This window comes from Bacillus sp. K2I17, from assembly GCF_002209985.1.
GTDB lineage: Bacteria > Bacillota > Bacilli > Bacillales > Bacillaceae_G > Bacillus_A > Bacillus_A wiedmannii.
This window is the reverse complement of sequence record NZ_NJGF01000042.1, coordinates 15,456-35,958: the sequence shown is the minus strand read 5'-3', so window position 1 is coordinate 35,958 and position 20,503 is coordinate 15,456. Positions and strand designations below refer to the sequence as shown.

Genomic DNA, 20,503 nt, shown 5'->3' with positions numbered 1-20,503 from the left:
CTCAAAATTCAGCGAAAGCAAAGAAGTTAGGTGGGGGATCAACTGCCCATAAAAGTCCGATTGGTTTAACTAATAATCAGTGGGGGATGAAGAAAACCCCCACTGATTAAAGTTTCACTTTATCCCATCAGGAAATTTTACATGAATAATAAAACGTGTGAATATGCAATTATGCATATATACACGTTTTATTACGATGTTGTGATTTAATTTAGTTAAAGTACACGTAAACCGAGGTAACTAACTTGAAATTCAAAGCGAAAAAGAATCCATTTCACGTCATTTTCATTACATTATTTATCACTATTTTTCTCGTTTCGCTATTCTTCCAAAATGAAAATTCTATTTTTTTCACTCTCATGATGCTGTTAAATATCGTGAATCTCTCTTCATTCTATTTCTCTCACTACGACGTAACGGAATCATCTCTTGTCGTAAAACATGGTTTCATACTGCGTACTGAAATTCCATTTGAAGATATTCGCCATATTACATACTCTGGCAAAACACTTCGCTCAGAAAAGTGGACTAGGCAGCAATTAGAAATCCATTACAATTTATTTGATTCTGTGACAACTTTCGTACCACAAGAAGAAGAAAAGTTCATTTCACTCTTAAAAGAAAACTGTCCACAAATGAAAGTATTGGACATGCCTGCTAACAAATAATATATTTTGGCACTTGTAGTAATACGGAAGTCATAAAAATAAATATCAAAAAAGCCAAGATTCTAAAGAATCTTGGCTTTTTTATTACTCTTTCGGAGCAATCATTTTTTTCGGATCGACAATTTCATTAAATTGTTCTTCTGTTAGTAGTCCAGATTGCAGTGCTGCTTCTTTTAACGTTAGCCCTTCTTTATGAGCATGCTTCGCAATTTTCGCTGCATTTTCATATCCGATATGCGGGTTTAATGCTGTAACAAGCATTAATGAACGATTCACATTCTCTTTAATTACTTCTTCATCTGCTTCAATACCAACTGCACAATTATCATTAAATGAAACAATTGCATCCGCTAATAGATGAGCAGATTGTAAGAAGTTATATGCAATAACAGGTTTAAATACATTTAATTCAAAATTACCTTGGCTCGCTGCAAATCCGATTGTTGCGTCATTTCCCATTACTTGCGCTACAACCATCGTTAACGCTTCACTTTGCGTTGGATTTACTTTACCTGGCATAATAGAGCTTCCTGGCTCATTTGCCGGAATAATAATCTCTCCTAGACCACTACGCGGACCACTTGCCAGCCAGCGCACATCGTTAGCAATTTTCATTAAATCAGCTGCTAATGCTTTTAATGCACCATGCGTATATACAACTTCATCATGACTTGTTAATGCGTGGAACTTATTTGGTGCAGTAATAAATTGCTTACCTGTAAATTGGCTAATTTCCTCTGACACCATCTCCCCAAACTTAGGATGAGCATTAATACCTGTTCCAACTGCAGTACCACCAATTGCAAGCTCTTTCATATATGTATTGCTCTCTGCAATCATACGCTCTGTTTTTTCAAGCATACGGTGCCATCCGCTAATTTCTTGCCCTAATGTTAACGGTGTTGCATCTTGTAAATGTGTACGACCAATTTTTATAATATGTTCAAATGCAGTTACTTTTTCTGCTAATGTCTCTTTTAATTTCGTAATTGCTGGTAATACGTGATTTTCTACTGCGAGTACACATGCTACATGAAGCGCCGTTGGAAATGTATCATTTGAACTTTGAGACATGTTCACATCATCGTTCGGATGAATATGTATGTCAGATCCCTTCTCTTTCAAAATTTGATTCCCACGATTTGCAATTACTTCATTCACATTCATGTTTGACTGAGTACCGCTACCAGTTTGCCATACGACAAGTGGAAAATGTTCATTCCATTTCCCTGCGATTACTTCGTCAGCTGCTGCCACAATTGCTTCTGCTTTTTCTTCTGATAGCTTTCCTAATTTTTGATTACTAAGTGCTGCACTTTTCTTTAAAATGGCAAATGCTTTTACAATTTCAAGCGGCATTTGCTCTGTTCCAATCGGGAAGTTTTCTTTACTACGTTGTGTTTGTGCTGCCCATAATTTATCAGCTGGAACTTTTATTTCTCCTATTGTATCTCTTTCAATTCTGTACTCCATTTTTTCATCCCCTTGAAAATAAAATACCTACATTTCTCATTTTAACAGACTTTCACCCAAATGATAAGAATTCTCACTCTTACATATAAAAAAAATACCTTCTGCCATCGCAGAAGGTATTTTTTTATGATGCTTGCTTTCCTTTTTCAACGTCATCTACATACCAAATGAATTTGCCTGTATATCCGTAAATAACTGCTAAAATTAACGATACGAAGCTTAACCACATAAACGGAACGTATGAAAACGTTGCTACACCTAAAATACCAGCCATAAAAATCCCATTATCAGACCATGGAACCATACCTGAAGTTAACGTTCCACCTACTTCTGAGTTACGTGCTAAAACACGGCGGTCTATTTTTAATTTATCATAGCTATCTTCCATAATTTTCGGTGTTAAAATTAGTGATACGTACATCGCACAACCAAATATATTCGCTAAGAATGCTACGATTAATGTAGACAATGTTACATTACCTGCAGAATTTAATTTCTTCTCAAATTTAGATACGATTACTTTTAAAACTCCTAGTTTTTCAAGTAATCCACCAAATCCTAAACCGAAAATAATAACGGCTACTGAGCCAAGCATACCGTTAATTCCACCACGGTTTAATAACTTGTCAACAAATTCAACACCAGATTGAATTGAGAATCCATTATACGCTGTTCCAATCGCCTCTCCAAAGTTCATTCCTTGGAAAAGAGTTGCCCAAATTGCACCAATTAAAGCTCCCATTGCAATTGTTGGCATAGACGGTTTCTTCATCGCTAATAGAGCGATAACAACGACCGCCGGAACAAGCATCCATATTTTAATATCAAATTCCTTTAATAAAGCTTCTTTTAAAAACTCTACTCGATTCAAATCTACATTATCGCCGCCATACATCCAACCAGCTACAGTAAACATAATGCTAGTAATAATATAAGCCGGAACATCTAATACGAGCATAGCTCGAACGTGAGCAATAACGTCTACTTTTGCCATAGACGCTGCAAGAACTGTACTATCAGAAAGTGGTGATAATTTATCGCCGAAATAAGCTCCTGAAAGAACTGCACCAGCAACAAGCGGAAGTGGTAAGCCAAGTCCTTCACCAATCGCCATCATAGCAATACCTGCTGTTCCTACTGTTCCCCATGATGTTCCTGTTGCGATAGAAGTAATTGAACAAATAATTAATGTTGCTAATAGGAATATGCTAGGGTGAATAAACTCTAATCCATAATAGATTAATGTTGGTACTACGCCACCAGCAATCCAAGTTCCAATTAAAGCACCTACCGCAACTAAAATCAGTATTGCTTCTAATCCGTTAGAAATCCCTTTCGTAATTGCATCTTGCAATTCTTGATAACGAAATCCTAATCTTAATCCAAGCGCAATTACTAAAAACCATGAAATAAATAGCGCTAATTGAATTGGGAGATCAAAAATCGTTTGGAAGGAAAAGACAACAGCAAGAAATAGTAATAAAAGAACTATGATTTCTAGCATCGATGGTAATCTTACACTTTTCATTTTTTTCTCTCCTTACAAGTCGATAACATGACGTATGTCGTCTTACATGTATGTAATATACAATTAGCGAAGACAAAACAAAATTTTCATATTATTTCGATTTATTTTTCCAGTATAATATAACACCTTTTCTATTGTAAAAGTAGATGTTACTTTTCGCAATGGAAAATATAAAAAATGTTACATTTTTATATAGAACAATCCAAAAATAACTTTTTTAATATTTGCCACAACAAAACTTTTTACTATTATCCTCCCCTTTTAAGGAATACCATTTTTCTCCACAAAAAAGCACACATCATTAAAATGATGCATGCTCTACTTTTATTTATACATATTTTGTATTTCTTCTTTATTTTTAAGTATTTCCACAAACTGATTGCTACAGCCTTTCGGAAATAACACTCCGAGCCCATAGGAATGCTCAAACTGAAAATGAGGGTACTTCGCCTTGACCTCATCCCAAAATTTATACACACCGAAGTTTCGATCTTTCACCTCAATATCATGAAATAACACAATACCGTTATTCGCAAGTTTCGGTAGCCATGTTTTATAGTCATGAGAAACTGCTTCATACGTATGATAGCCATCAATATGCAACAAATTTATCGTTCCATCTTGAAACTGATCCACGGCCTCATCAAAAGTAGACCGAATTAAATTCCCTATTTGAGGATAACTCGTGCTCACGAATTTACTCACTATTTGAAAAACACCTTCTCCATATGGACCTGTGTGCTCATCTCCTGCCCAAGTATCTACAGCAAAGCATTTTGTAGATAATCCTTCATCTTTTACCCCTTGGCAAAAACTGAAAAAAGATGCTCCTAAATGTGTACCTAACTCAACTAATATTTCTGGCTTTTCAAATCTTACTAAATCATAAGCGAAGTTTAAATGTCCCACCCAAGCAGAATTCATACGAATATATGGATTGTATTGATCAAATTCAAATGTTGGTTTATGAGTAACCCAGCTCATCACATTTCTCCTTCTACACATATTTTTAACAAACCAAATTACTCTTATCTTTATTTTTTTATCCTCTTGATTATGATTTATTTTTATAATTTTATCTCGCTTTATTTCACCTCCTCACTTGTATCGTAAACATAACTCAAACTACTCAAATTCCTACCGTAAAACACAGAAAATTCATTTTATTTTTTATTCAATTCGTGATATATTGCATATTGTATCCAAAACTTATTTTTAGAGAAGGAGAATTAAAACTATATGGATCCAAATCGTTTAAAAGGAATCATTATGGTTGTAATTGGTGCTTGTTTATGGGGATTGTCCGGGACAGCTGCACAACAACTTTTTCAATACGAAAATGTTTCTACTGAATGGTTAGTTACAATTCGATTGCTTATATCCGGCGCTATCTTGCTCATTATTTCATCATTCGGAACAAGAAAAAAAGAAATATTCGGCATTTGGAAACGCAGATCTGATGCTACTAAAATGATTTTGTTCGGCCTATTCGGTATGCTTGCTGTACAGTACACGTACTTCGCTTCTATTAAAGAAGGCAATGCTGCCGTCGCAACACTATTGCAATATTTAGCTCCTATATTTATTACTGTATACTTACTTTTCAAATGGAACGTTCGGCCATCAAAAATTGATTTCATTTCCATTACCCTTTCATTAGTAGGCACTTTTCTCTTACTAACAAATGGGTCTGTTCATAACTTAGCTGTTTCTACACCGGCTATTATTTGGGGTATTTTATCTGGATTATCTCTTGCTTTTTATAGTTTATATTCAAAGGGATTACTAGAAAGATGGTCTTCCTCTGTCATCGTTGGATGGGGCATGATTATTGGGGGTATTGGCGTTACGATTCTACACTTTATTTCTACAAACGAATTCATTTTATTATCGACTATGAAATATGTAAAACTAAGTACCCTACCGCTCATCACATTTGTCGTCATTTTCGGAACACTGATTGCATTTTATTTATACTTAGACAGCATACGATACCTGACTCCGAAAGAAACGACATTATTCGGTTGTACTGAACCACTCGCAGCTATTATTTCTTCTGTACTTATATTACACGTACCCTTTCAATCTTTTCAGTTATTAGGGGCTTTTTGTGTCATTGTAATGGTGCTCATCTTAAGCAAAAAACCGGATGAAGGGAAACAGGAATTAAAGTTTGTTCATGAGAAAAAAGAAAATATACAATGAAAGGATTGAATTCACTATGCCTATCCCTCAAGATTATAAAAAACAAGGAAGAGTTTCGGCAAAATCACTCGTTTTAAATCAACTACAAGATTGGATTATTGAAGGTGTACTGCAGCCTGATGAAAAAATTAATGATGGGGAATTGGCTGAAGCACTAGGAGTAAGCAGAACACCTGTAAGAGAAGCACTTCAAATATTAGAGCTTTCTGGATTAGTGGAAATGGTACCTGGGCAAAAAACAAAAATTGCTCCTATTAAGTTAGACGACATTCCTATCATTTATGAAACGATGGCTGGTCTTCACTCTATTATAGGAAAGCAAGCACTTCAAAACATTACAGACGCTGATCTGAAACTACTTTCTGAAATAAACGCTGATTTTCAGCGCTCTATAGAGAAGAAAAACGCAAAACAAGCTTTAAAACTAGATATACAATTTCACAATACAATTTCTTCCATTGCTAAAAACCAATATATTGAACCCTTTCTAGAAAATATGCAACTTCACGTTTTACGCCTTGAATATTTGTTTTTCCAAAACTTTGTTCCAGCAAGTCAATCTATTGAAGAACATCACTCTATCATTCAAGCATTGCAAAAGCAGGACGAAAAACAAATGGAACAAATGATGTCTCAAAACTGGCTCCGTCCAATGAAAGAAATATCAAAAATAATTTCTACGAAATAATAATAGAGCTGGTTACACAAACTCGTAACCAGCTCACCTTTTACTAATCTATATAGTTACGCCTGAATATTTGCATAATCTTCCATATCTTCGTACTCTTTTTCCAATTCCTCTAAAGACAGCTCGTATAATTGTCGGTCGCGAATCTTAAACACACCTGCTCCAATTAACTCATCAATTAAATGCCTCTTACGATTTTCAACAGCAAAACGGAGTTGACTACTCATCTTTTAAAAAACTCCTTTCTACAATCATTGAAAATGATAATCTTTATCAATTACCACTTTTGATTATAAAAGATGACTCTTTATAAGTAAAGTAATTTCATGAAATATTTACCTTACAAAGTATTTGTGGCCACATTATATATATGTATGCCGTGCGAAAAATGTTATGACACATTTTCTTATCCTTTTTCTTTCATACTTTGCAAGTTGTCTCAGTATGATTAAATTCACCATCTATTTCTACTTGAATAGTGACATGTTCTACATGAAACTTCTCCTTTAATACATCCGTAGCCTCTTTTAATACATTTTGCGTTTCATCACCTTTAATAATCAAATGGCAAGTTAATACTTGAAAATCAGATGTGACAGACCATATGTGCAAATCATGAACTTCTTTTACAACCGTAATATTTAATAATGTACTTTTTACCTCTTCAACATTTATGTGCTGGGGTGCACCTTCCATTAATATATGGACGGTATCACGTGTTACACGCCATCCACTAATAATGACTAAAATAGACACAAGAATACTAGCAATCGCATCAGCAACAGTCCATCCGAAAAATTTAATACATAGCGCTGCAATAATCGCTCCGACTGATCCTAATAGATCGCCTAATACGTGTAGGAAAGCACTTCTTAAATTCAAGTTACCCTTCACATCTCCGCCCCTCATTAATATCCAAGCTGATAAAATATTAATAAGCAGACCAAGTACAGCAATAATGAGCATCCCATTACTAGCAATCTCAACTGGTTCTTTAAAACGGCGAATTGCTTCAATAAAAATGTATACTGAAATGACAATAAGAACGACACCGTTACATAATGCCGCTAACATTTCGACTCGCTTATACCCGTATGTTTTCGCAGCTGTTGCTGTTTTTTCTCCAAGCTTAAACGCAAGTAAACTTAATGCTAAGGATACTGCATCACTTAACATATGCCCCGCATCAGATAGTAGTGCTAAACTATTTGTTACAAATCCCCCAATCACCTCAGCAATCATAAAACTTGTCGTTAATACGAAAGCAATTAGTAACGCCTTTTTATTGTTAGAATGACCGTGATCATGTGAATGCCCCATACCAATACTCCTTTAAGTGCAATATCTGTACATTAGTATGAAACAAACTCCCCGTCTTTATCCCGTATTAACTGCCCGTAAACGCCCGCTTCCTCTGTATACACACTTCGCTTCTTTTTAAATAAGTCCTTTTTCTCAACAAAAAATAAGACTACTTCTTTTTCAGCTTCATATTGTTTACTAATGAAAGAATTTTTAAGGAGGTTACTAAAATGAAACGTTTATTTCTCTGTATGGAACGTGAACTAGTTGTAGTGAAAGAACAATATGGTAACTATGAAACAACGTATCACTTACAAAATATGCAACCTACCTGTATCGCAGTTGATCCATTCCAAAAGAATCGTGTATATTGCGGCACATTTGGACGAGGTTTATGGCTAAGTGACGATGGCGGGGATTCGTGGAAACCGATTGGAGATTCATATCGTTACTTTGATTTCCCTAAAGAAGATGGTATTTTACACTCTTCGATAACTTCCATTGCGATAAGTCCTAATGAACAAGTTAACGGCTATGGCGTCGTTTATGTCGGCTCAGAACCGAGCGCTTTATTCCGTTCTGAAAATGGTGGTGAAACGTGGACTGAACTTAAAAATATGAAATCATTATTATCTTCTTATACGTGGGCTTTTCCGCCTAGACCTTTTACCCATCATGTACGCTGGATTACAGTTGATCCAAACAATCCAAATACAATCCATGTTTCAATTGAAGCTGGTGCTGTTATTCAAAGTAATGATAGAGGGCATACTTGGATTGATAAAAAATTCGGTGCTCCTATCGATGCGCATCAATTGCTTATGCACCCTGAAGCTCCAAATCGCCTTTATGCATCATGTGGTGATGGTTTTATGGGCGGACCTGATCGCGCATACCTTGAAAGTTATAACAGTGGAAACAGCTGGATCTCATGCAGTGAAGGACTTGAACACCATTATTTATACAGCATGGCTATCGATCCGGCTGATTGTGATACAATTCTCGTTTCTGCCGCACCGAGTGCTGACCTCGCTCATCACCATATTCCTTATGAATCTTATATTTATCGTAAAACGAAAGATACTCCTTTCGAGCAAGTACAACAAGGTCTACCATCTGCAATCGGTACAGTCATTTCGATGTTTGCGACAAATCCAGCAGAACCACATACATTTTACACTTTAAATAACAACGGCGTGTTTCAATCCAATGATAGCGGCGAATCGTGGGAACAACTAAACATTCCGTGGAAAGATGAGTATAAAACGCAGCATCCGCATGCATTGCTCGTAACTAATTCTTAACGAAAAAAGACTGCCTAATGGTTTTAGGCAGTCTCTTTTTTATTTCTTTAAGTCAATTACAATATCATCTAACGCAATACCCTTATTGCCTCCCAATCTTCGAGGCACAAAACGCTCCTTTACTTCTCCTCCAACTATTGTTACCGAGCCATAATTTTCAGGAGTGTGAATTCTTAAATTAATGTAAGGCGTTATTATTAACTTAGTCGCATTCTCATTAAGTTGTTGGAATGTTTCACTCCAATTAAAATTATAAGGATCTTCACCTGAGCCTCCATTTCCTTCTCCATAATACTGATTACCTATATCATCTCTCACTTTTAAATCAACATCCACTCCATCCCATACACCTCTTATTTCTTGAGCTACTTCTTGGTTGTAATATAGAATAAACGACATGGGTGTTATTTCCATTCTCTCCATATTAACTTTTACACCGTCTTTTTCTGCACTACCTCTAATCAATTTCTCTTTATTTTCTATTCCTTTTAGATTAATATTAAAATTCCAATCTCCTTTTATCTCTTCTTCTGTTTCTAAAATGTTTATACTTTGTATACTCCATTCAACATTCACTGTAGTTCCTTTATTACTAACTAGATCACTACTTGTTTTTATTAAACCTTCATATTTCCTATCAGCGACCTTAATAATTTCATTGCTTCCTGATTGGGCACCTGCTCCTTTAATAGTTAAAAAATCCAACGTACTTGGATTTTTACCTAAATCTCTGTTACTTTCTATAGAATAGTTTATTGATACTGTCTTACCATCGAAAATCGCATTATTAATCGTTATCTTAATTCCATTGCTTTCTTTTGTCATATTTAGTACTGTGGCGTATTGTTGATAATTATTATGAAGCCCCGTTTTCTTCTCTGCGTCCGCTTTATAATTTTCATATAACCCTGTTCTACCATTATCTAAAAATCGGAATATGTCACCTACAATTGGCAATCCCCCGGCATATGTAGGAAACCCGATACCAAGCGTTGCAACTGATAACCCTACTAAAATAGATGCAGCAGCAACACCTTTTTTCCAACTTTTCATCTTTTTCTTCGTACGTATCGATTGTTTTACATTACGTTTCACTTTTTCTTTTTCAATTTCAGAAGCCTCAATTTCTTTTTCATCTATATCAATATCATTTAATAGTTCATAAATGTCTTTCATATTGCACTACCTCCAAAACTAATTTTCGTAGCATTTTGTTGTAGTTTCTTTTTTCCACGGTACACACGATTATCGATCGCTGCCCGAGTTAACCCTAACTTATCTCCTATTTCTTCTGTCTTCATACCGAGAAGATATTTCATAATGAACACCTTTTGATCTAACGGTTCTAATTGATTAATAAGCTTCAATAACTCTTCCCTATCCTCCATAACGATTAATTCATCTTCCGCTGACTTTTCCGTACTAATATGAAACTCATCTGAAATAATTTCTACTTTTCTAGTCGCTTTCCGGTAATAATCAATCGCTTTAAATTTCGCAATCGCCGCTATCCATTTTTTAAAGTCACTCGGCTCTCCATGAAATTTATTTGCGTTATTCCAAATGGAAAGAAATATATCGTTTACACATTCCTCTATTAATCCATCATTTTGAACCGGAAGAAGGATTTTATGCGTTATTCCTTTTATAAGTGGTAAATATGTATCGACAACGAATTCTAGCGCATCTTCTTTTTGCCGTTGTAATCTTTTTATAAAATTTTTCTCATTTGATTTCATGTAGCGATTCCCCTTATTTTTTTGTAAAAGCTTTTACACCCTATATAACGTCTTACAAAATATTTTCTCTCATCTTTTTTATTTTTTGTATGTTATGGAATACTTTCCCTACGCCATTGTCTCACATAACTATGTATTACAAGAAAATTTTCTCAAGTCTGCAATTTAATTCATGTAGTACACTATTTATATAGTCATTCTTTAACTTGGTGTACATTTTACTCCGCATTAACGGGCAATAAATCCCACCTCAAAATTGGGCGAATGCGAGGAAGTTAGGTGGGAGATAACTGTCCGTAAAAGCCCGATTGGTTCAACTAATAATCAGGGGGGGATGGAAAAACCCCCCACTGATTAAAGTTTCACTTTATTTCATTAATCTACTTTTCAACATTTTAAACTAGGAGATGAGATGTGTATGTGTGGAATTACAGGCTGGGTAAATTGGAATAAGGATCTTTCCAATGAACATGTTATTTTAGAAAAGATGGCAAATAGTATCCAGCATCGCGGTCCGGATGCTGAAGGATTTTGGTTTTCACCTCGTGCGGCCTTTGCACACCGTCGGTTAATCGTAATTGATCCAGAAGGCGGGACACAACCAAAAACATTTCGTGCTGGTGATTATACGTATGCTCTTACTTATAATGGAGAAATTTATAATTTCCGTGAACTGAGAGAGCAACTTCAACAATGTGGTCATGCATTTGAAACGCATTCAGATACAGAAGTATTACTACATGCTTATTTAGAATGGAAAGAAGATTGCGTACAACATTTAAATGGTATTTTTGCCTTTGCAATATGGGATAATCAAAAGCAACAATTATTTTTAGCACGTGATCATTTAGGCGTAAAGCCACTCTTTTATACAGAAAGAAATGACAGTATTATTTTCGGATCCGAAATAAAAGCGCTATTAGCCCATCCATCTGTCCCTGCTGAAATTGATGCAGATGGCATAAACGAAATATTTGGATTAGGATTATTTCGAACTCCAGGATGTGGCGTCTTTAAACATATTCAAGAAGTACGTGCTGGACATTCTATAACGTTTACACGTGATAAAAAAGTAGTTAAGAAATATTGGAATTTAGAAAGTAAAGTTCATACAGACTCTACTGAAGATACATCATCACATATTTTATCTATTTTACAAGATACAGTAAAAAGACAATTAATTGCCGATGTTCCTCTCGTTTGTATGTTATCAGGAGGATTAGATTCTAGCGGTATTACTGCACTAGCGGGTAAAGAGTTTGCAGCGGAAAATAAAACACTTCATACGTATTCCGTTGACTTTGTAAATAGTGCAAAAGATTTCGAGCTGACATTTGCTCGCACTGGTTTAGACGCTCCTTGGGTAAAACGTGTTTCCGAACATGTAGGGACATCTCATCATGACATTATTGTGAATGCTGAAGAATTAGCAAATCACTTATTCGTCCCTCTCCGTGCAAAAGATTTACCGAGTGCTGGCGAAATGGAAACTTCACTATATTTACTATTTTGCGAAATGAAAAAAGATGCAACTGTAGCTTTATCCGGCGAATCTGCTGATGAAGTATTCGGTGGGTACCCTTGGTTTCATCAAGAGGATTTACTATTTGTCGATAAATTTCCTTGGCTAACAAATTGGAAAAACACTTCCCCTCTTCTACTAAATGAAGTAAATAACCAATGCAACTTAGAAAACTATATTGATACACGCTTCCAAGAAGCGATTCTTGAAGTACCTACTCTTGAAGGGGAAAGTAAAAAATCCGCGAAACAACGCCAAATGTTTTATTTATTTTTAACGAGATTTCTCCCGTTCTTACTTGATCGTAAAGATCGTATGAGTATGGCTGTAGGCTTTGAAGTACGTGTACCGTTTTGCGATTATAGATTAGTTGAATATTTATGGAACGTTCCTTTCAATATAAAAAGCATTGATAATATTGAAAAAGGCATTTTACGTAGAGCACTGCAGCCTGCTTTACCTGACGATGTACGCAATAGAAGAAAAAGTGCTTATCCAACTTCACAAGATCCACATTATTTACAAACAATCCGTCATTTATCACTCGACTTGTGCAGTAATAAAAACAATCCTATTTTCTCACTTATTAATCATTCCACATTACTTGCCATTGCCGATGAAAGCAATAAAGAAATTAACAATTTTGAAGCAAGAAGTGCTATGGAATATATGCTACAAGTAAATGAATGGTTGAAAACGTATCATATTCATATTGCTTAACAAAAAGGAGTTCAAGGATAAAAACCTTGAACTCCTTTTATATTAATTAGCGCATTTTTTATTTTCAGTATCAATGGACCATCCAATAATTGTGGCACAATCTCTACCTTTCCACTGCAGTACATTTGTTAATACTGGCTCAATCTGTAAGCAACTTCCGTCGTGCAATATTTCTACTAAAGATTGATCATCATCAAATTTTCGTTTATCACACTCTAAAATACCGTCCGTTGCCATTACAATGTGATTCATTCCTTTTTCTAATCCTCTGACACCTGATGTAAAGCACGGTGTATTTGCAGCAAAAATATTTTTCCTACCAATATATTCGTAATTCTTCCGTTTATTTAACCGCCCTTTACCATTCTTCGTTTTTTCAGAATGGAATAAATATGCGAAGCAATCACCAACTGATAGCCAATATAAAAATTCGCCTTTTCGCAAACAAATTAAGCATGCAAGTTCCTCATCATCTTGATCACATTTTTCAATAAACAATTCATCTGTAAATAACGCTAATAAGTACATATGCGTATGATGAAAAGCTAAATGTATCGGGTAAGAAAATAACTCTTTTAGTTTCTCTTTTCTTGCTGAAATTGCTTCTATTATATAATCAATATTTTTTGTTTTGTGGTGTGTATCAAAAATCATAACAAATTCAAATTGTAATTCAGGATCCCACCAAGCAAGTACCGCATCTCCTCGTTCATATGCATCACTCTCTTGATTTCCCCCATATACGCCGACTGAAAGAGGACCACATTTTTCAACATGTATTTCATCTACATACATCTGTTCATGACTCATCCATTTGAATGTATTCACAGCTATCATCCTCTCTCTTGCTAAATGTATACCTTTACACATAGATTACCTTATATTTCAATAAAAATAAACTTTTTCAACATTTTTTATCCAAATAAAAGGATTTTATTTCTATGTTCACGAATATATCTTACTATACGATATAAAAATAGGGGGATTTATCATTATGAAAGACATCAATCAACATTGGGAGAGCATTTATTATCACTTACGATATGAGTATGAGGACAACCTTTCTCACCAAGCCATTCGTATTTTACAACTCATTTCTCGTGAGAAAGATATAACAATTGGAAAAGTCGCTACTGAGCTTAGTCTCTCTCATAACACAGCATCAGAACACGTAAAGCGCCTTATTCAAAAAGGATTTATCATGAAAGAAAGAAATAAACAAGATGAAAGGGTCGTAAACCTTACTTTAACGAAAGAAGGCATTGAAATATTAGAAAAGCATACTTTACTAGATAAAGAAAAGATAAAAATATTAGAATCACAGTTATCAAAAGAAGAACAACAATTAATTGAAAAAGCCTTTTCTTTATTAGCGAAGGAGGCAAAATATGCATTTCCTCGTTAAAGTAATCGTTTCTGCACTTATTATTGGCGTTATTACTGAAGTCGCTAAACATTATAGTACGATAGGCGGCTTTATTGCTGCCCTTCCTCTTGTAAGTTTACTAAGCCTATTTTGGATTTCTTTAGAAGGCGGGAACAAACAAGAATTAAGTCAATTTGCTATAGGCGTATTATATGGATTTCCTGCATCCGCACTACTACTATTTATCGTCTATATTGGTCTAAAAAACTCATTTTCACTTAGTACATCTGTCCTGTTTGGTATAGGTGTTTGGTGTATCGTTTTTGCTTGTCAAAAATTATTTCAAGCTTAGTTAGGAGGGTTTATTATTTATAAATTTGTAGAGGTATTGGAGCAAACTATAGAAGTATATACAAAAGGAAGTAGTAAACAAACGGTAGTTATTCAGACCGGAATGGGTTGCTCATTTTATGATTGGCTCCCTATTATAGAAAAACTTTCACAACATTTTACAGTCATTTCATACCATCGCCCAGGTTACGGAAAAAGTGAACTAGGAAATTATTCGCGTACTACAAGACAAGCGACAAACGAACTTCATATGTTACTACATGAACTTGCTATTCACGAGCCTATCATTTTAATCGGTCATTCCTATGGAGGCTTATGTGCACAACATTTTGCGATGTTACATGAAGATAAACTGCAAGCACTTATTTTAGTTGATTCTACTTCTATGAACTTACACCGATTAGATGAACTGCATTTACCAATTTCTGATCAAACGGATTCCGATGATATGTGGCTTCAAAAATATAATACATACTCCAAAATGGATATAGACATGCTTAATAATGAACTAAAACCTATACTCGTTGATCAATCAAGACAGTACATTGAATTTTCTACCTCCCCTCTATTATATAAAGCGACAGCTTCTGAACTATGTTCGTGGAAAAATTGTGCTCGCTTAATAAAAGAGTTATATAAAACATTAGAAACACCTTTAATCGTTATTGGTAGGGACCCTCAATATTCTATTACTCAGTTGACTGAGGATGGCATGCCAAAAGAGGAAGCAACACAACTAGAAACAATGTGGCAAGAACTGATTCATGAACAATTACAACTCTCAATAAATAGCCAATATATACTTGCCGAACATGCTGGTCACGGAATTGAAAATACTCGACCAGATATTATTATTGAAGCAATTCACTCCTTGCAAATAAAAAAAGGAAGCAACTAACGCTGCTTCCTTACTTATCTATTCATAATCTTCTTCATCATCGATTTCTTCATAATACGAATTCCCATTACTTACATATATAGGGCCATTCGCAACGTCAATACGTAATACCCATGCCCATGGCACAGCTAAACGCTTATGTATTGCTCGCCAAAAGCTCATTGATTTTCTTTCGTACTCCTGGAACTCCTGAAGTAACTCTTTGTAGGAGGAACCGTCTAACTGAATATTTGCTTCTAACAAACGAGAATGGGCATAGTACTGCAGCTCTAGTTCAGCAGCAATTTCCATTTCTTCTTCCGTTGCCATACCAATAATTGCTCCATCTGCTGGTACAATTTCAAATACGTTCTGAACTTCAATAAGCCCTTCTTTCTCTTTCTCAAACATGTAAACAGCCTCCTTTAACACATATTTTTTATGTTACAAAGTCATACTTCTACAATAACTTCTCCCTTTCCTCTTTTTTTGATAAACTTTTACAAATTATTTATCTGATAATCTGTAGACTGTATTCTTTCAGCAGAACTGAAACAATTATTATCAAAAGTTAATTTATACACGTCAGGCATATGAAGGGTTTTCCAAAACTGAAAATCATATTTCGAATCAAAATAATTCATTAGTAATACCATAATATTCCCATGAGTACCTATTACAATATTCTTACCTTTATATTTTTTTAATATACTTTGCATACATATTACAGCACGTCTTTGCGCTACATCATTTGATTCTCCGCCTTCGTATGCAAAAGTCCAGTCTTCCCATACCTTCTGAAGAGCATCATTAAAATCCTGTACTGGTTCTTTACTTAATAGCCTTTCCCGTAAATCTCCTTCCAGTTGTATTGATAAATTATATGTATTCGCAATTCCTTGCACAGTTTGCATTGCCCTTTTGTACGGACTAGAAATCACAACATCAATATGTTTATCTTTTAATAAGCGTGTTACATGCTGCGTATCTAACAAACCTTTTTCAGATAAAGGCCTTTCCCGTTCTTCTTTTGTATATGTAGAGTGGGCATGGCGAACAAAATATATTGTCGTCATTCATTCATCCCCCTTTTCTGTTTCTATCCAAATTCAATACATTACCATCAAATCCCTTTACCTTTATAATAAGTGCTGTCAAATTTGAATGTTGATTTTCATATTAATAAAAGGGAAACACCTCTATGGTATTTCCCTCATTTAAAATAGACTACATTCAATTAAATACTTTATCAATTTTATTTCTGTCGTATTCTAATATCCAATCATTATATGTATGATAAATATCTCTAATTGTATTAGGAGAGGTAGCTAATACATCACAACCCCTATCATCATAAACGTGAAATATAGTATTCTTGTTAATATTTATGAAATACACCCTATGAAAAATACGCGGTTTTATTCCCATATCTTGATTACAAATTGCTTTTAGCATAGGAATGTATTTCAAGTCTGAAACTTTACATTTCAAAGTATATCTATGAGTTTTATATACCCCGTCTTCATCGTCTTCTGGAAAAATATAAGGGATTGTATTTTTCTGTAACTTAAACAAATCGGACTTCTCTTTTACATACTTAGAAAAGATATTCAATTTGTGTTTGAAAATTTCACCGTCTGCATAGTCATTTACATCCACTACGATATAAATATCATCTTCTGTTGCATGTAAAGACTGAAATAAAGTAATCGCTCTATTATAAACGCCTTCTAAATATGGGCAGTTTTCATAAATGTTATTGCAATCATAGTTCACACCTAATCTAAAGCGAATACCAATATCCCCATTATAAAATAGAGGTGGTCTAAGTTCTAAATTTGGAAACATTTCAAGCATATACTCATTCAACCTCATCTCAACACCTACCTTTAATAGCACCTTGTTTACATAATAAAATTATTCTATTATAATTTATTTTTGAATTCCTCACTTGTTATAATGTCTCGAATAAAATAATCTACATTATTTCTCAGCTTTTGATATGCAACTTGATCTTCTATATCGTTAAACATAATGACAACTTCTACTTTATTCCCTTTCTTATCTGTAGTATACAAGCTTTTTGTCAATACGAATGCGGTAGAACCACCTTTTTGACCAGCATATTCGAACTTACTATTTTTAACTGTTCCTTTAAAAATGTTCTCGATTTCTTCTTGCATTGATTTTGGAAAATAATTTCTACTATTTATTTTTTCCATTATACTCATATAATCTTTAGCGTTTGCACTCACTAATCGATCTGACCAAATTCGCTGAAATTCCATATCTACCTTTAATGGAATATCCCGTTTTTTCCATTCTTCTTCATCTTTCATCCATTCATGAATTTGTAACACATGTTTATTATACTCATCCTTTGACATGTTACGTATCATTTCTAATGATTGATTTTCTGGCTCATGAAGCTCTTTTTCTACATACCCTCTCATATATAGTGAAGCAGTATACGAAGAGAATTTGTCATGACTAGTAAGCTCTAATTCTTTTATACTTTCATTTACCCTTTCTATTCCAAGCTTATCTAACAAATATGTTGTATTTGCATTAGAACTATAATGAATCATCCCTTTAGCGACTTCTTCTAAAGCGATCTGTCCATTTTTCACTAACTCTCTCGCTTTGGCATCTTCTAACCAGTCAGGATGAGCTCCACCATCAGTGTTTTTAACGTAATATTTTTCTAACTCCTGCAATGAAATTTGTTCATCCCGACTTATTTTTCCTTCTGACACTTGCTTAGCAAATTCAACTGCTATTACAATTTTGGCCATACTCGCTAATGGCAATTTTACATCTTCATTTATAGATGTTACTACTTCCCCATTTTTTCTAATTAGTAATGAACATGTTTTATCACCTTTATGCTCTTTTATGTACTGTAATACGTAATTAGGATCTTCTTTTGACAAATAGTACTTCATAATAAAAAAGAAAGCTATAGCGGCTACTATAATAATTCCTGCAACAATTCCTATAATCTTTAATATGTTCACAATATGCCCCCCTTTACTAAGTTCCCTACTATATAATTATAACGAATCTAATTACAAAATTATACAAAACAGAGTAACTCTTCCTAAAAAAGAAAGAGTTACTCTATTTCACATGATGTTATTTGTCCATTTAACGTAACGACTATATTTGAGTCGCCACTTTCTTTAGCACCTTTTAATCGATTGGAGTTAGGAGGACCAATGACAACTGACTCCTTAATTTGCGAAAGGTCCTTCCCTAATTTTTCCGCACTTACACCGTATGCAGCTTGAAATACTTCTGGCGGTGTTAATCTAAGTATGTCTGATCCTTCTGCTGTTTCAAACTGATCGTTATTGAAGAACAAATGTAATTGTACTTCTTCTGTTACCGCTGTGATCCAATGCCACCATCCCATTGGAATAAAGACGGTTTGCCCCGCTTTTACATGATAATTTTGCAATTGATTCGTTTCCGGATTTAAGATAGATGTAATTGCTTCTCCTGATACAACAACATCTAATTCCCACGCATTCGGATGCCAATGTGGTTCCCGCATGTGCCCTTTTGTCATAAATAAATCGACAAACGCTCCACCGATCATTGCTGGTAACTGCGTTGACGTAACTTCATAGGCAACGTTTTTCTCATCTCTTTTAAAAAAGATGTTTTTTCTCGAATCAAAGAAAAGGTTTGGAGTTCCTGAACTTTTCTTTAAATTTTTATTATCTGGAACATAACCTGAACTACTCATTTTATCCCTCTTTTCCACTCCGAACATTTCTAGTTTCACACTGTATCGTATGGAAAAAATGTATGAATGTGCCTATCATTCACATAACAAAAAAACATGCCTTCATAAGGAGAGCATGTTTTGTGATATTCTTCACATTATTTAGTTAAAAAATAAATTTTTTACTTACCATGATGTAACATTAAATCACTAAGTTCTTCTTCAATGTGATTTAATTTCGCAACGCCTTCTTTCCATTTATGAATATAACGTGAAACCCCAACGATAAATAAAATGAAAATTGTGGAAAGAATAATACCATACACGATTGTTACAGTACTCATAGTTACACTTCCTTATAATTAGTAATGTGGTTATTAGTTATATTTTTATTATAAACCTTTTTCTCTTAAAATACTTCGATTTCAACTTTTTGTAACAAAATTGATTTTTCTAATATTTCATTCGTAAAAATGGCATATTTTTCACAAATTATACAAAACTTCACCATATGTACTATTACCATATGAGTTATATTATTTAATAGGAAAAAGGGGATGATATACTATGACGACTTGGTTTATTGTTATGTTAGTTGTATTTGGGGCATTTAAAATTATCGTTTCGAGCCTTCCTAACACTGTTATTGAATCCATTATTAGCAAGTACGAAACACATCCGCAACTTGAAGAAGAGAATGCGACTGTTACAATCAATGGAAATAACTTAGAAGGCGAACAAAAATCCAAAATTATTCATGATTTTAACGAAGGTTTATTTTTAGATCGCTATTATGCACCGCCACACAATGAGGGTACGCCTTTAATAATCAATGCAAAACGTGGCAAAAAAGATTTTACATTTTATATTTATAGTCATGAAGAGCATGTTGATGTTGTAAAGCAACATAAAAAGAAAGTAGTTGCTTATAGTTTACGCTCTAAAAACCTTCAAAATAATGATATGTTCGTGTCAGCTGATTTAGCTTAATACTCATATATTAGAAAAAGGAATCCATGGAATATGGATT

At 34.3% G+C, this 20,503-nt stretch carries 24 protein-coding genes; 9 read left to right on the top strand and 15 right to left on the bottom strand.

The genetic code is table 11. The features are described 5' to 3' along the window. Nucleotides 1-245: 245 nt before the first annotated feature. Nucleotides 246-668: a PH domain-containing protein gene (locus CER22_RS26955; RefSeq protein WP_088610077.1), complete on the top strand. Its 423-nt coding sequence runs from the start codon at nucleotides 246-248 to the stop codon at nucleotides 666-668. A gap of 84 nt (nucleotides 669-752) precedes the next feature. On the opposite strand, the gene fumC is transcribed toward CER22_RS26955, so the two are convergent. The 3 genes from fumC to CER22_RS26940 all read right to left on the bottom strand — a co-directional run bounded on the left by fumC (nucleotide 753) and on the right by CER22_RS26940 (nucleotide 4,653). Further along, nucleotides 753-2,141, bottom strand: a complete 1,389-nt coding sequence (gene fumC, locus CER22_RS26950; RefSeq protein ID WP_088610076.1) for a class II fumarate hydratase — start codon at nucleotides 2,139-2,141, stop codon at nucleotides 753-755. Nucleotides 2,142-2,265: 124 nt separating this feature from the next. Beyond that, nucleotides 2,266-3,669 carry a Na+/H+ antiporter NhaC gene (gene nhaC / locus CER22_RS26945; RefSeq protein ID WP_087980097.1) on the bottom strand — a complete coding sequence of 468 codons (1,404 nt, stop codon included), beginning with the start codon at nucleotides 3,667-3,669 and terminating at the stop codon, nucleotides 2,266-2,268. A gap of 324 nt (nucleotides 3,670-3,993) precedes the next feature. Then, nucleotides 3,994-4,653, bottom strand: a complete 660-nt coding sequence (locus CER22_RS26940) for a class I SAM-dependent methyltransferase (RefSeq protein WP_088062945.1) — start codon at nucleotides 4,651-4,653, stop codon at nucleotides 3,994-3,996. 255 nt (nucleotides 4,654-4,908) lie between these two features. Between CER22_RS26940 and CER22_RS26935 the strand changes: the two genes are divergently transcribed. After that, complete coding sequence (locus tag CER22_RS26935) at nucleotides 4,909-5,874, top strand: DMT family transporter (RefSeq protein WP_088610075.1); 966 nt, start codon at nucleotides 4,909-4,911, stop codon at nucleotides 5,872-5,874. 16 nt (nucleotides 5,875-5,890) lie between these two features. Beyond that, nucleotides 5,891-6,562 carry a GntR family transcriptional regulator gene (locus CER22_RS26930; RefSeq protein ID WP_088610078.1) on the top strand — a complete coding sequence of 224 codons (672 nt, stop codon included), beginning with the start codon at nucleotides 5,891-5,893 and terminating at the stop codon, nucleotides 6,560-6,562. 56 nt (nucleotides 6,563-6,618) lie between these two features. Here CER22_RS26930 and fbpA read toward each other — a convergent pair whose 3' ends face one another. Together fbpA and CER22_RS26920 are read right to left on the bottom strand one after the other, a co-directional pair. Continuing rightward, nucleotides 6,619-6,789, bottom strand: coding sequence for a Fur-regulated basic protein FbpA (gene fbpA / locus CER22_RS26925; protein WP_000098302.1), 171 nt, complete (start codon nucleotides 6,787-6,789; stop codon nucleotides 6,619-6,621). Between the two features lie 193 nt (nucleotides 6,790-6,982). Continuing rightward, nucleotides 6,983-7,882 (bottom strand): cation diffusion facilitator family transporter, encoded by a 900-nt coding sequence (locus CER22_RS26920; RefSeq protein ID WP_088610074.1) that lies wholly within the window; start codon nucleotides 7,880-7,882, stop codon nucleotides 6,983-6,985. Nucleotides 7,883-8,094: 212 nt separating this feature from the next. Here CER22_RS26920 and CER22_RS26915 point away from each other — a divergent pair, with 212 nt between their 5' ends. After that, nucleotides 8,095-9,168, top strand: a complete 1,074-nt coding sequence (locus CER22_RS26915) for a WD40/YVTN/BNR-like repeat-containing protein (protein ID WP_088610073.1) — start codon at nucleotides 8,095-8,097, stop codon at nucleotides 9,166-9,168. A gap of 39 nt (nucleotides 9,169-9,207) precedes the next feature. On the opposite strand, the gene CER22_RS26910 is transcribed toward CER22_RS26915, so the two are convergent. Together CER22_RS26910 and CER22_RS26905 are read right to left on the bottom strand one after the other, a co-directional pair. Next, nucleotides 9,208-10,344 (bottom strand): DUF4179 domain-containing protein, encoded by a 1,137-nt coding sequence (locus CER22_RS26910; protein ID WP_088610072.1) that lies wholly within the window; start codon nucleotides 10,342-10,344, stop codon nucleotides 9,208-9,210. Continuing rightward, nucleotides 10,341-10,907: a sigma-70 family RNA polymerase sigma factor gene (locus CER22_RS26905; protein ID WP_088062940.1), complete on the bottom strand. Its 567-nt coding sequence runs from the start codon at nucleotides 10,905-10,907 to the stop codon at nucleotides 10,341-10,343. Before CER22_RS26905 ends, CER22_RS26910 begins: the two co-directional genes overlap by 4 nt. 418 nt (nucleotides 10,908-11,325) lie before the next feature. On the opposite strand from CER22_RS26905, the gene asnB reads away from it, so the two are divergent. Continuing rightward, nucleotides 11,326-13,149 carry an asparagine synthase (glutamine-hydrolyzing) gene (asnB, locus tag CER22_RS26900; RefSeq protein ID WP_088610071.1) on the top strand — a complete coding sequence of 608 codons (1,824 nt, stop codon included), beginning with the start codon at nucleotides 11,326-11,328 and terminating at the stop codon, nucleotides 13,147-13,149. 42 nt (nucleotides 13,150-13,191) lie between these two features. Here the strand turns inward: asnB and CER22_RS26895 are convergent, their stop codons facing one another. Next, nucleotides 13,192-14,019: a protein phosphatase 2C domain-containing protein gene (locus CER22_RS26895; RefSeq protein ID WP_088062938.1), complete on the bottom strand. Its 828-nt coding sequence runs from the start codon at nucleotides 14,017-14,019 to the stop codon at nucleotides 13,192-13,194. A 124-nt stretch (nucleotides 14,020-14,143) separates the two neighbouring features. Between CER22_RS26895 and CER22_RS26890 the strand changes: the two genes are divergently transcribed. The 3 genes from CER22_RS26890 to CER22_RS26880 are packed head-to-tail and all read left to right on the top strand — an operon-like array spanning nucleotide 14,144 to nucleotide 15,764. After that, the gene (locus tag CER22_RS26890; protein WP_088062937.1) at nucleotides 14,144-14,554 is read left to right on the top strand and encodes a MarR family winged helix-turn-helix transcriptional regulator; all 411 of its coding nucleotides are present in this window, start codon (nucleotides 14,144-14,146) and stop codon (nucleotides 14,552-14,554) included. Then, on the top strand, nucleotides 14,538-14,867 hold the full coding sequence (locus CER22_RS26885) for a DUF3147 family protein (RefSeq protein ID WP_000545644.1): 330 nt from the start codon (nucleotides 14,538-14,540) through the stop codon (nucleotides 14,865-14,867). The genes CER22_RS26890 and CER22_RS26885 overlap by 17 nt, the downstream gene beginning before the upstream one ends. 36 nt (nucleotides 14,868-14,903) lie before the next feature. Then, the gene (locus tag CER22_RS26880; protein WP_088062935.1) at nucleotides 14,904-15,764 is read left to right on the top strand and encodes an alpha/beta hydrolase; all 861 of its coding nucleotides are present in this window, start codon (nucleotides 14,904-14,906) and stop codon (nucleotides 15,762-15,764) included. An 18-nt stretch (nucleotides 15,765-15,782) separates the two neighbouring features. Here the strand turns inward: CER22_RS26880 and CER22_RS26875 are convergent, their stop codons facing one another. The 7 genes from CER22_RS26875 to CER22_RS26845 form a co-directional block, all read right to left on the bottom strand. After that, nucleotides 15,783-16,154 (bottom strand): hypothetical protein, encoded by a 372-nt coding sequence (locus CER22_RS26875; protein WP_046959012.1) that lies wholly within the window; start codon nucleotides 16,152-16,154, stop codon nucleotides 15,783-15,785. An 89-nt stretch (nucleotides 16,155-16,243) separates the two neighbouring features. Further along, a complete protein-coding gene (locus tag CER22_RS26870; protein ID WP_088610070.1) occupies nucleotides 16,244-16,819 on the bottom strand; it encodes a histidine phosphatase family protein in 576 nt (191 codons plus the stop codon). A 157-nt stretch (nucleotides 16,820-16,976) separates the two neighbouring features. Further along, a complete protein-coding gene (locus CER22_RS26865) occupies nucleotides 16,977-17,618 on the bottom strand; it encodes a DUF3885 domain-containing protein (RefSeq protein ID WP_088610069.1) in 642 nt (213 codons plus the stop codon). A gap of 50 nt (nucleotides 17,619-17,668) precedes the next feature. Then, nucleotides 17,669-18,760, bottom strand: a complete 1,092-nt coding sequence (locus tag CER22_RS26860; protein WP_088062932.1) for a serine hydrolase — start codon at nucleotides 18,758-18,760, stop codon at nucleotides 17,669-17,671. 98 nt (nucleotides 18,761-18,858) lie between these two features. Then, a complete protein-coding gene (locus CER22_RS26855; RefSeq protein WP_060489788.1) occupies nucleotides 18,859-19,494 on the bottom strand; it encodes a cupin domain-containing protein in 636 nt (211 codons plus the stop codon). 161 nt (nucleotides 19,495-19,655) lie between these two features. Continuing rightward, the gene (locus CER22_RS26850; RefSeq protein ID WP_088610068.1) at nucleotides 19,656-19,817 is read right to left on the bottom strand and encodes a peptidase; all 162 of its coding nucleotides are present in this window, start codon (nucleotides 19,815-19,817) and stop codon (nucleotides 19,656-19,658) included. 65 nt (nucleotides 19,818-19,882) lie between these two features. After that, entirely contained in the window at nucleotides 19,883-19,999 is a 117-nt protein-coding gene (locus CER22_RS26845; protein WP_002011946.1) for a hypothetical protein, read from the bottom strand. A 41-nt stretch (nucleotides 20,000-20,040) separates the two neighbouring features. Here CER22_RS26845 and CER22_RS26840 point away from each other — a divergent pair, with 41 nt between their 5' ends. Continuing rightward, entirely contained in the window at nucleotides 20,041-20,463 is a 423-nt protein-coding gene (locus tag CER22_RS26840) for a YfmQ family protein (RefSeq protein WP_073529983.1), read from the top strand. The last annotated feature ends 40 nt before the right edge of the window (nucleotides 20,464-20,503 follow it).

What these genes read in the sequence shown, in the direction of transcription:
- fumC (WP_088610076.1), bottom strand. Translation starts at nt 2,141, where the DNA reads ATGGAGTACAGAATTGAAAGAGATACAATAGGAGAAATAAAAGTTCCA.
- nhaC (WP_087980097.1), bottom strand. Translation starts at nt 3,669, where the DNA reads ATGAAAAGTGTAAGATTACCATCGATGCTAGAAATCATAGTTCTTTTA.
- CER22_RS26940 (WP_088062945.1), bottom strand. Translation starts at nt 4,653, where the DNA reads ATGAGCTGGGTTACTCATAAACCAACATTTGAATTTGATCAATACAAT.
- CER22_RS26935 (WP_088610075.1), top strand. Translation starts at nt 4,909, where the DNA reads ATGGATCCAAATCGTTTAAAAGGAATCATTATGGTTGTAATTGGTGCT.
- CER22_RS26930 (WP_088610078.1), top strand. Translation starts at nt 5,891, where the DNA reads ATGCCTATCCCTCAAGATTATAAAAAACAAGGAAGAGTTTCGGCAAAA.
- fbpA (WP_000098302.1), bottom strand. Translation starts at nt 6,789, where the DNA reads ATGAGTAGTCAACTCCGTTTTGCTGTTGAAAATCGTAAGAGGCATTTA.
- CER22_RS26920 (WP_088610074.1), bottom strand. Translation starts at nt 7,882, where the DNA reads ATGGGGCATTCACATGATCACGGTCATTCTAACAATAAAAAGGCGTTA.
- CER22_RS26915 (WP_088610073.1), top strand. Translation starts at nt 8,095, where the DNA reads ATGAAACGTTTATTTCTCTGTATGGAACGTGAACTAGTTGTAGTGAAA.
- CER22_RS26910 (WP_088610072.1), bottom strand. Translation starts at nt 10,344, where the DNA reads ATGAAAGACATTTATGAACTATTAAATGATATTGATATAGATGAAAAA.
- CER22_RS26905 (WP_088062940.1), bottom strand. Translation starts at nt 10,907, where the DNA reads ATGAAATCAAATGAGAAAAATTTTATAAAAAGATTACAACGGCAAAAA.
- asnB (WP_088610071.1), top strand. Translation starts at nt 11,326, where the DNA reads ATGTGTGGAATTACAGGCTGGGTAAATTGGAATAAGGATCTTTCCAAT.
- CER22_RS26895 (WP_088062938.1), bottom strand. Translation starts at nt 14,019, where the DNA reads ATGTGTAAAGGTATACATTTAGCAAGAGAGAGGATGATAGCTGTGAAT.
- CER22_RS26890 (WP_088062937.1), top strand. Translation starts at nt 14,144, where the DNA reads ATGAAAGACATCAATCAACATTGGGAGAGCATTTATTATCACTTACGA.
- CER22_RS26885 (WP_000545644.1), top strand. Translation starts at nt 14,538, where the DNA reads ATGCATTTCCTCGTTAAAGTAATCGTTTCTGCACTTATTATTGGCGTT.
- CER22_RS26875 (WP_046959012.1), bottom strand. Translation starts at nt 16,154, where the DNA reads ATGTTTGAGAAAGAGAAAGAAGGGCTTATTGAAGTTCAGAACGTATTT.
- CER22_RS26870 (WP_088610070.1), bottom strand. Translation starts at nt 16,819, where the DNA reads ATGACGACAATATATTTTGTTCGCCATGCCCACTCTACATATACAAAA.
- CER22_RS26865 (WP_088610069.1), bottom strand. Translation starts at nt 17,618, where the DNA reads ATGAGGTTGAATGAGTATATGCTTGAAATGTTTCCAAATTTAGAACTT.
- CER22_RS26855 (WP_060489788.1), bottom strand. Translation starts at nt 19,494, where the DNA reads ATGAGTAGTTCAGGTTATGTTCCAGATAATAAAAATTTAAAGAAAAGT.
- CER22_RS26850 (WP_088610068.1), bottom strand. Translation starts at nt 19,817, where the DNA reads ATGAGTACTGTAACAATCGTGTATGGTATTATTCTTTCCACAATTTTC.
- CER22_RS26845 (WP_002011946.1), bottom strand. Translation starts at nt 19,999, where the DNA reads ATGGTAATAGTACATATGGTGAAGTTTTGTATAATTTGTGAAAAATAT.
- CER22_RS26840 (WP_073529983.1), top strand. Translation starts at nt 20,041, where the DNA reads ATGACGACTTGGTTTATTGTTATGTTAGTTGTATTTGGGGCATTTAAA.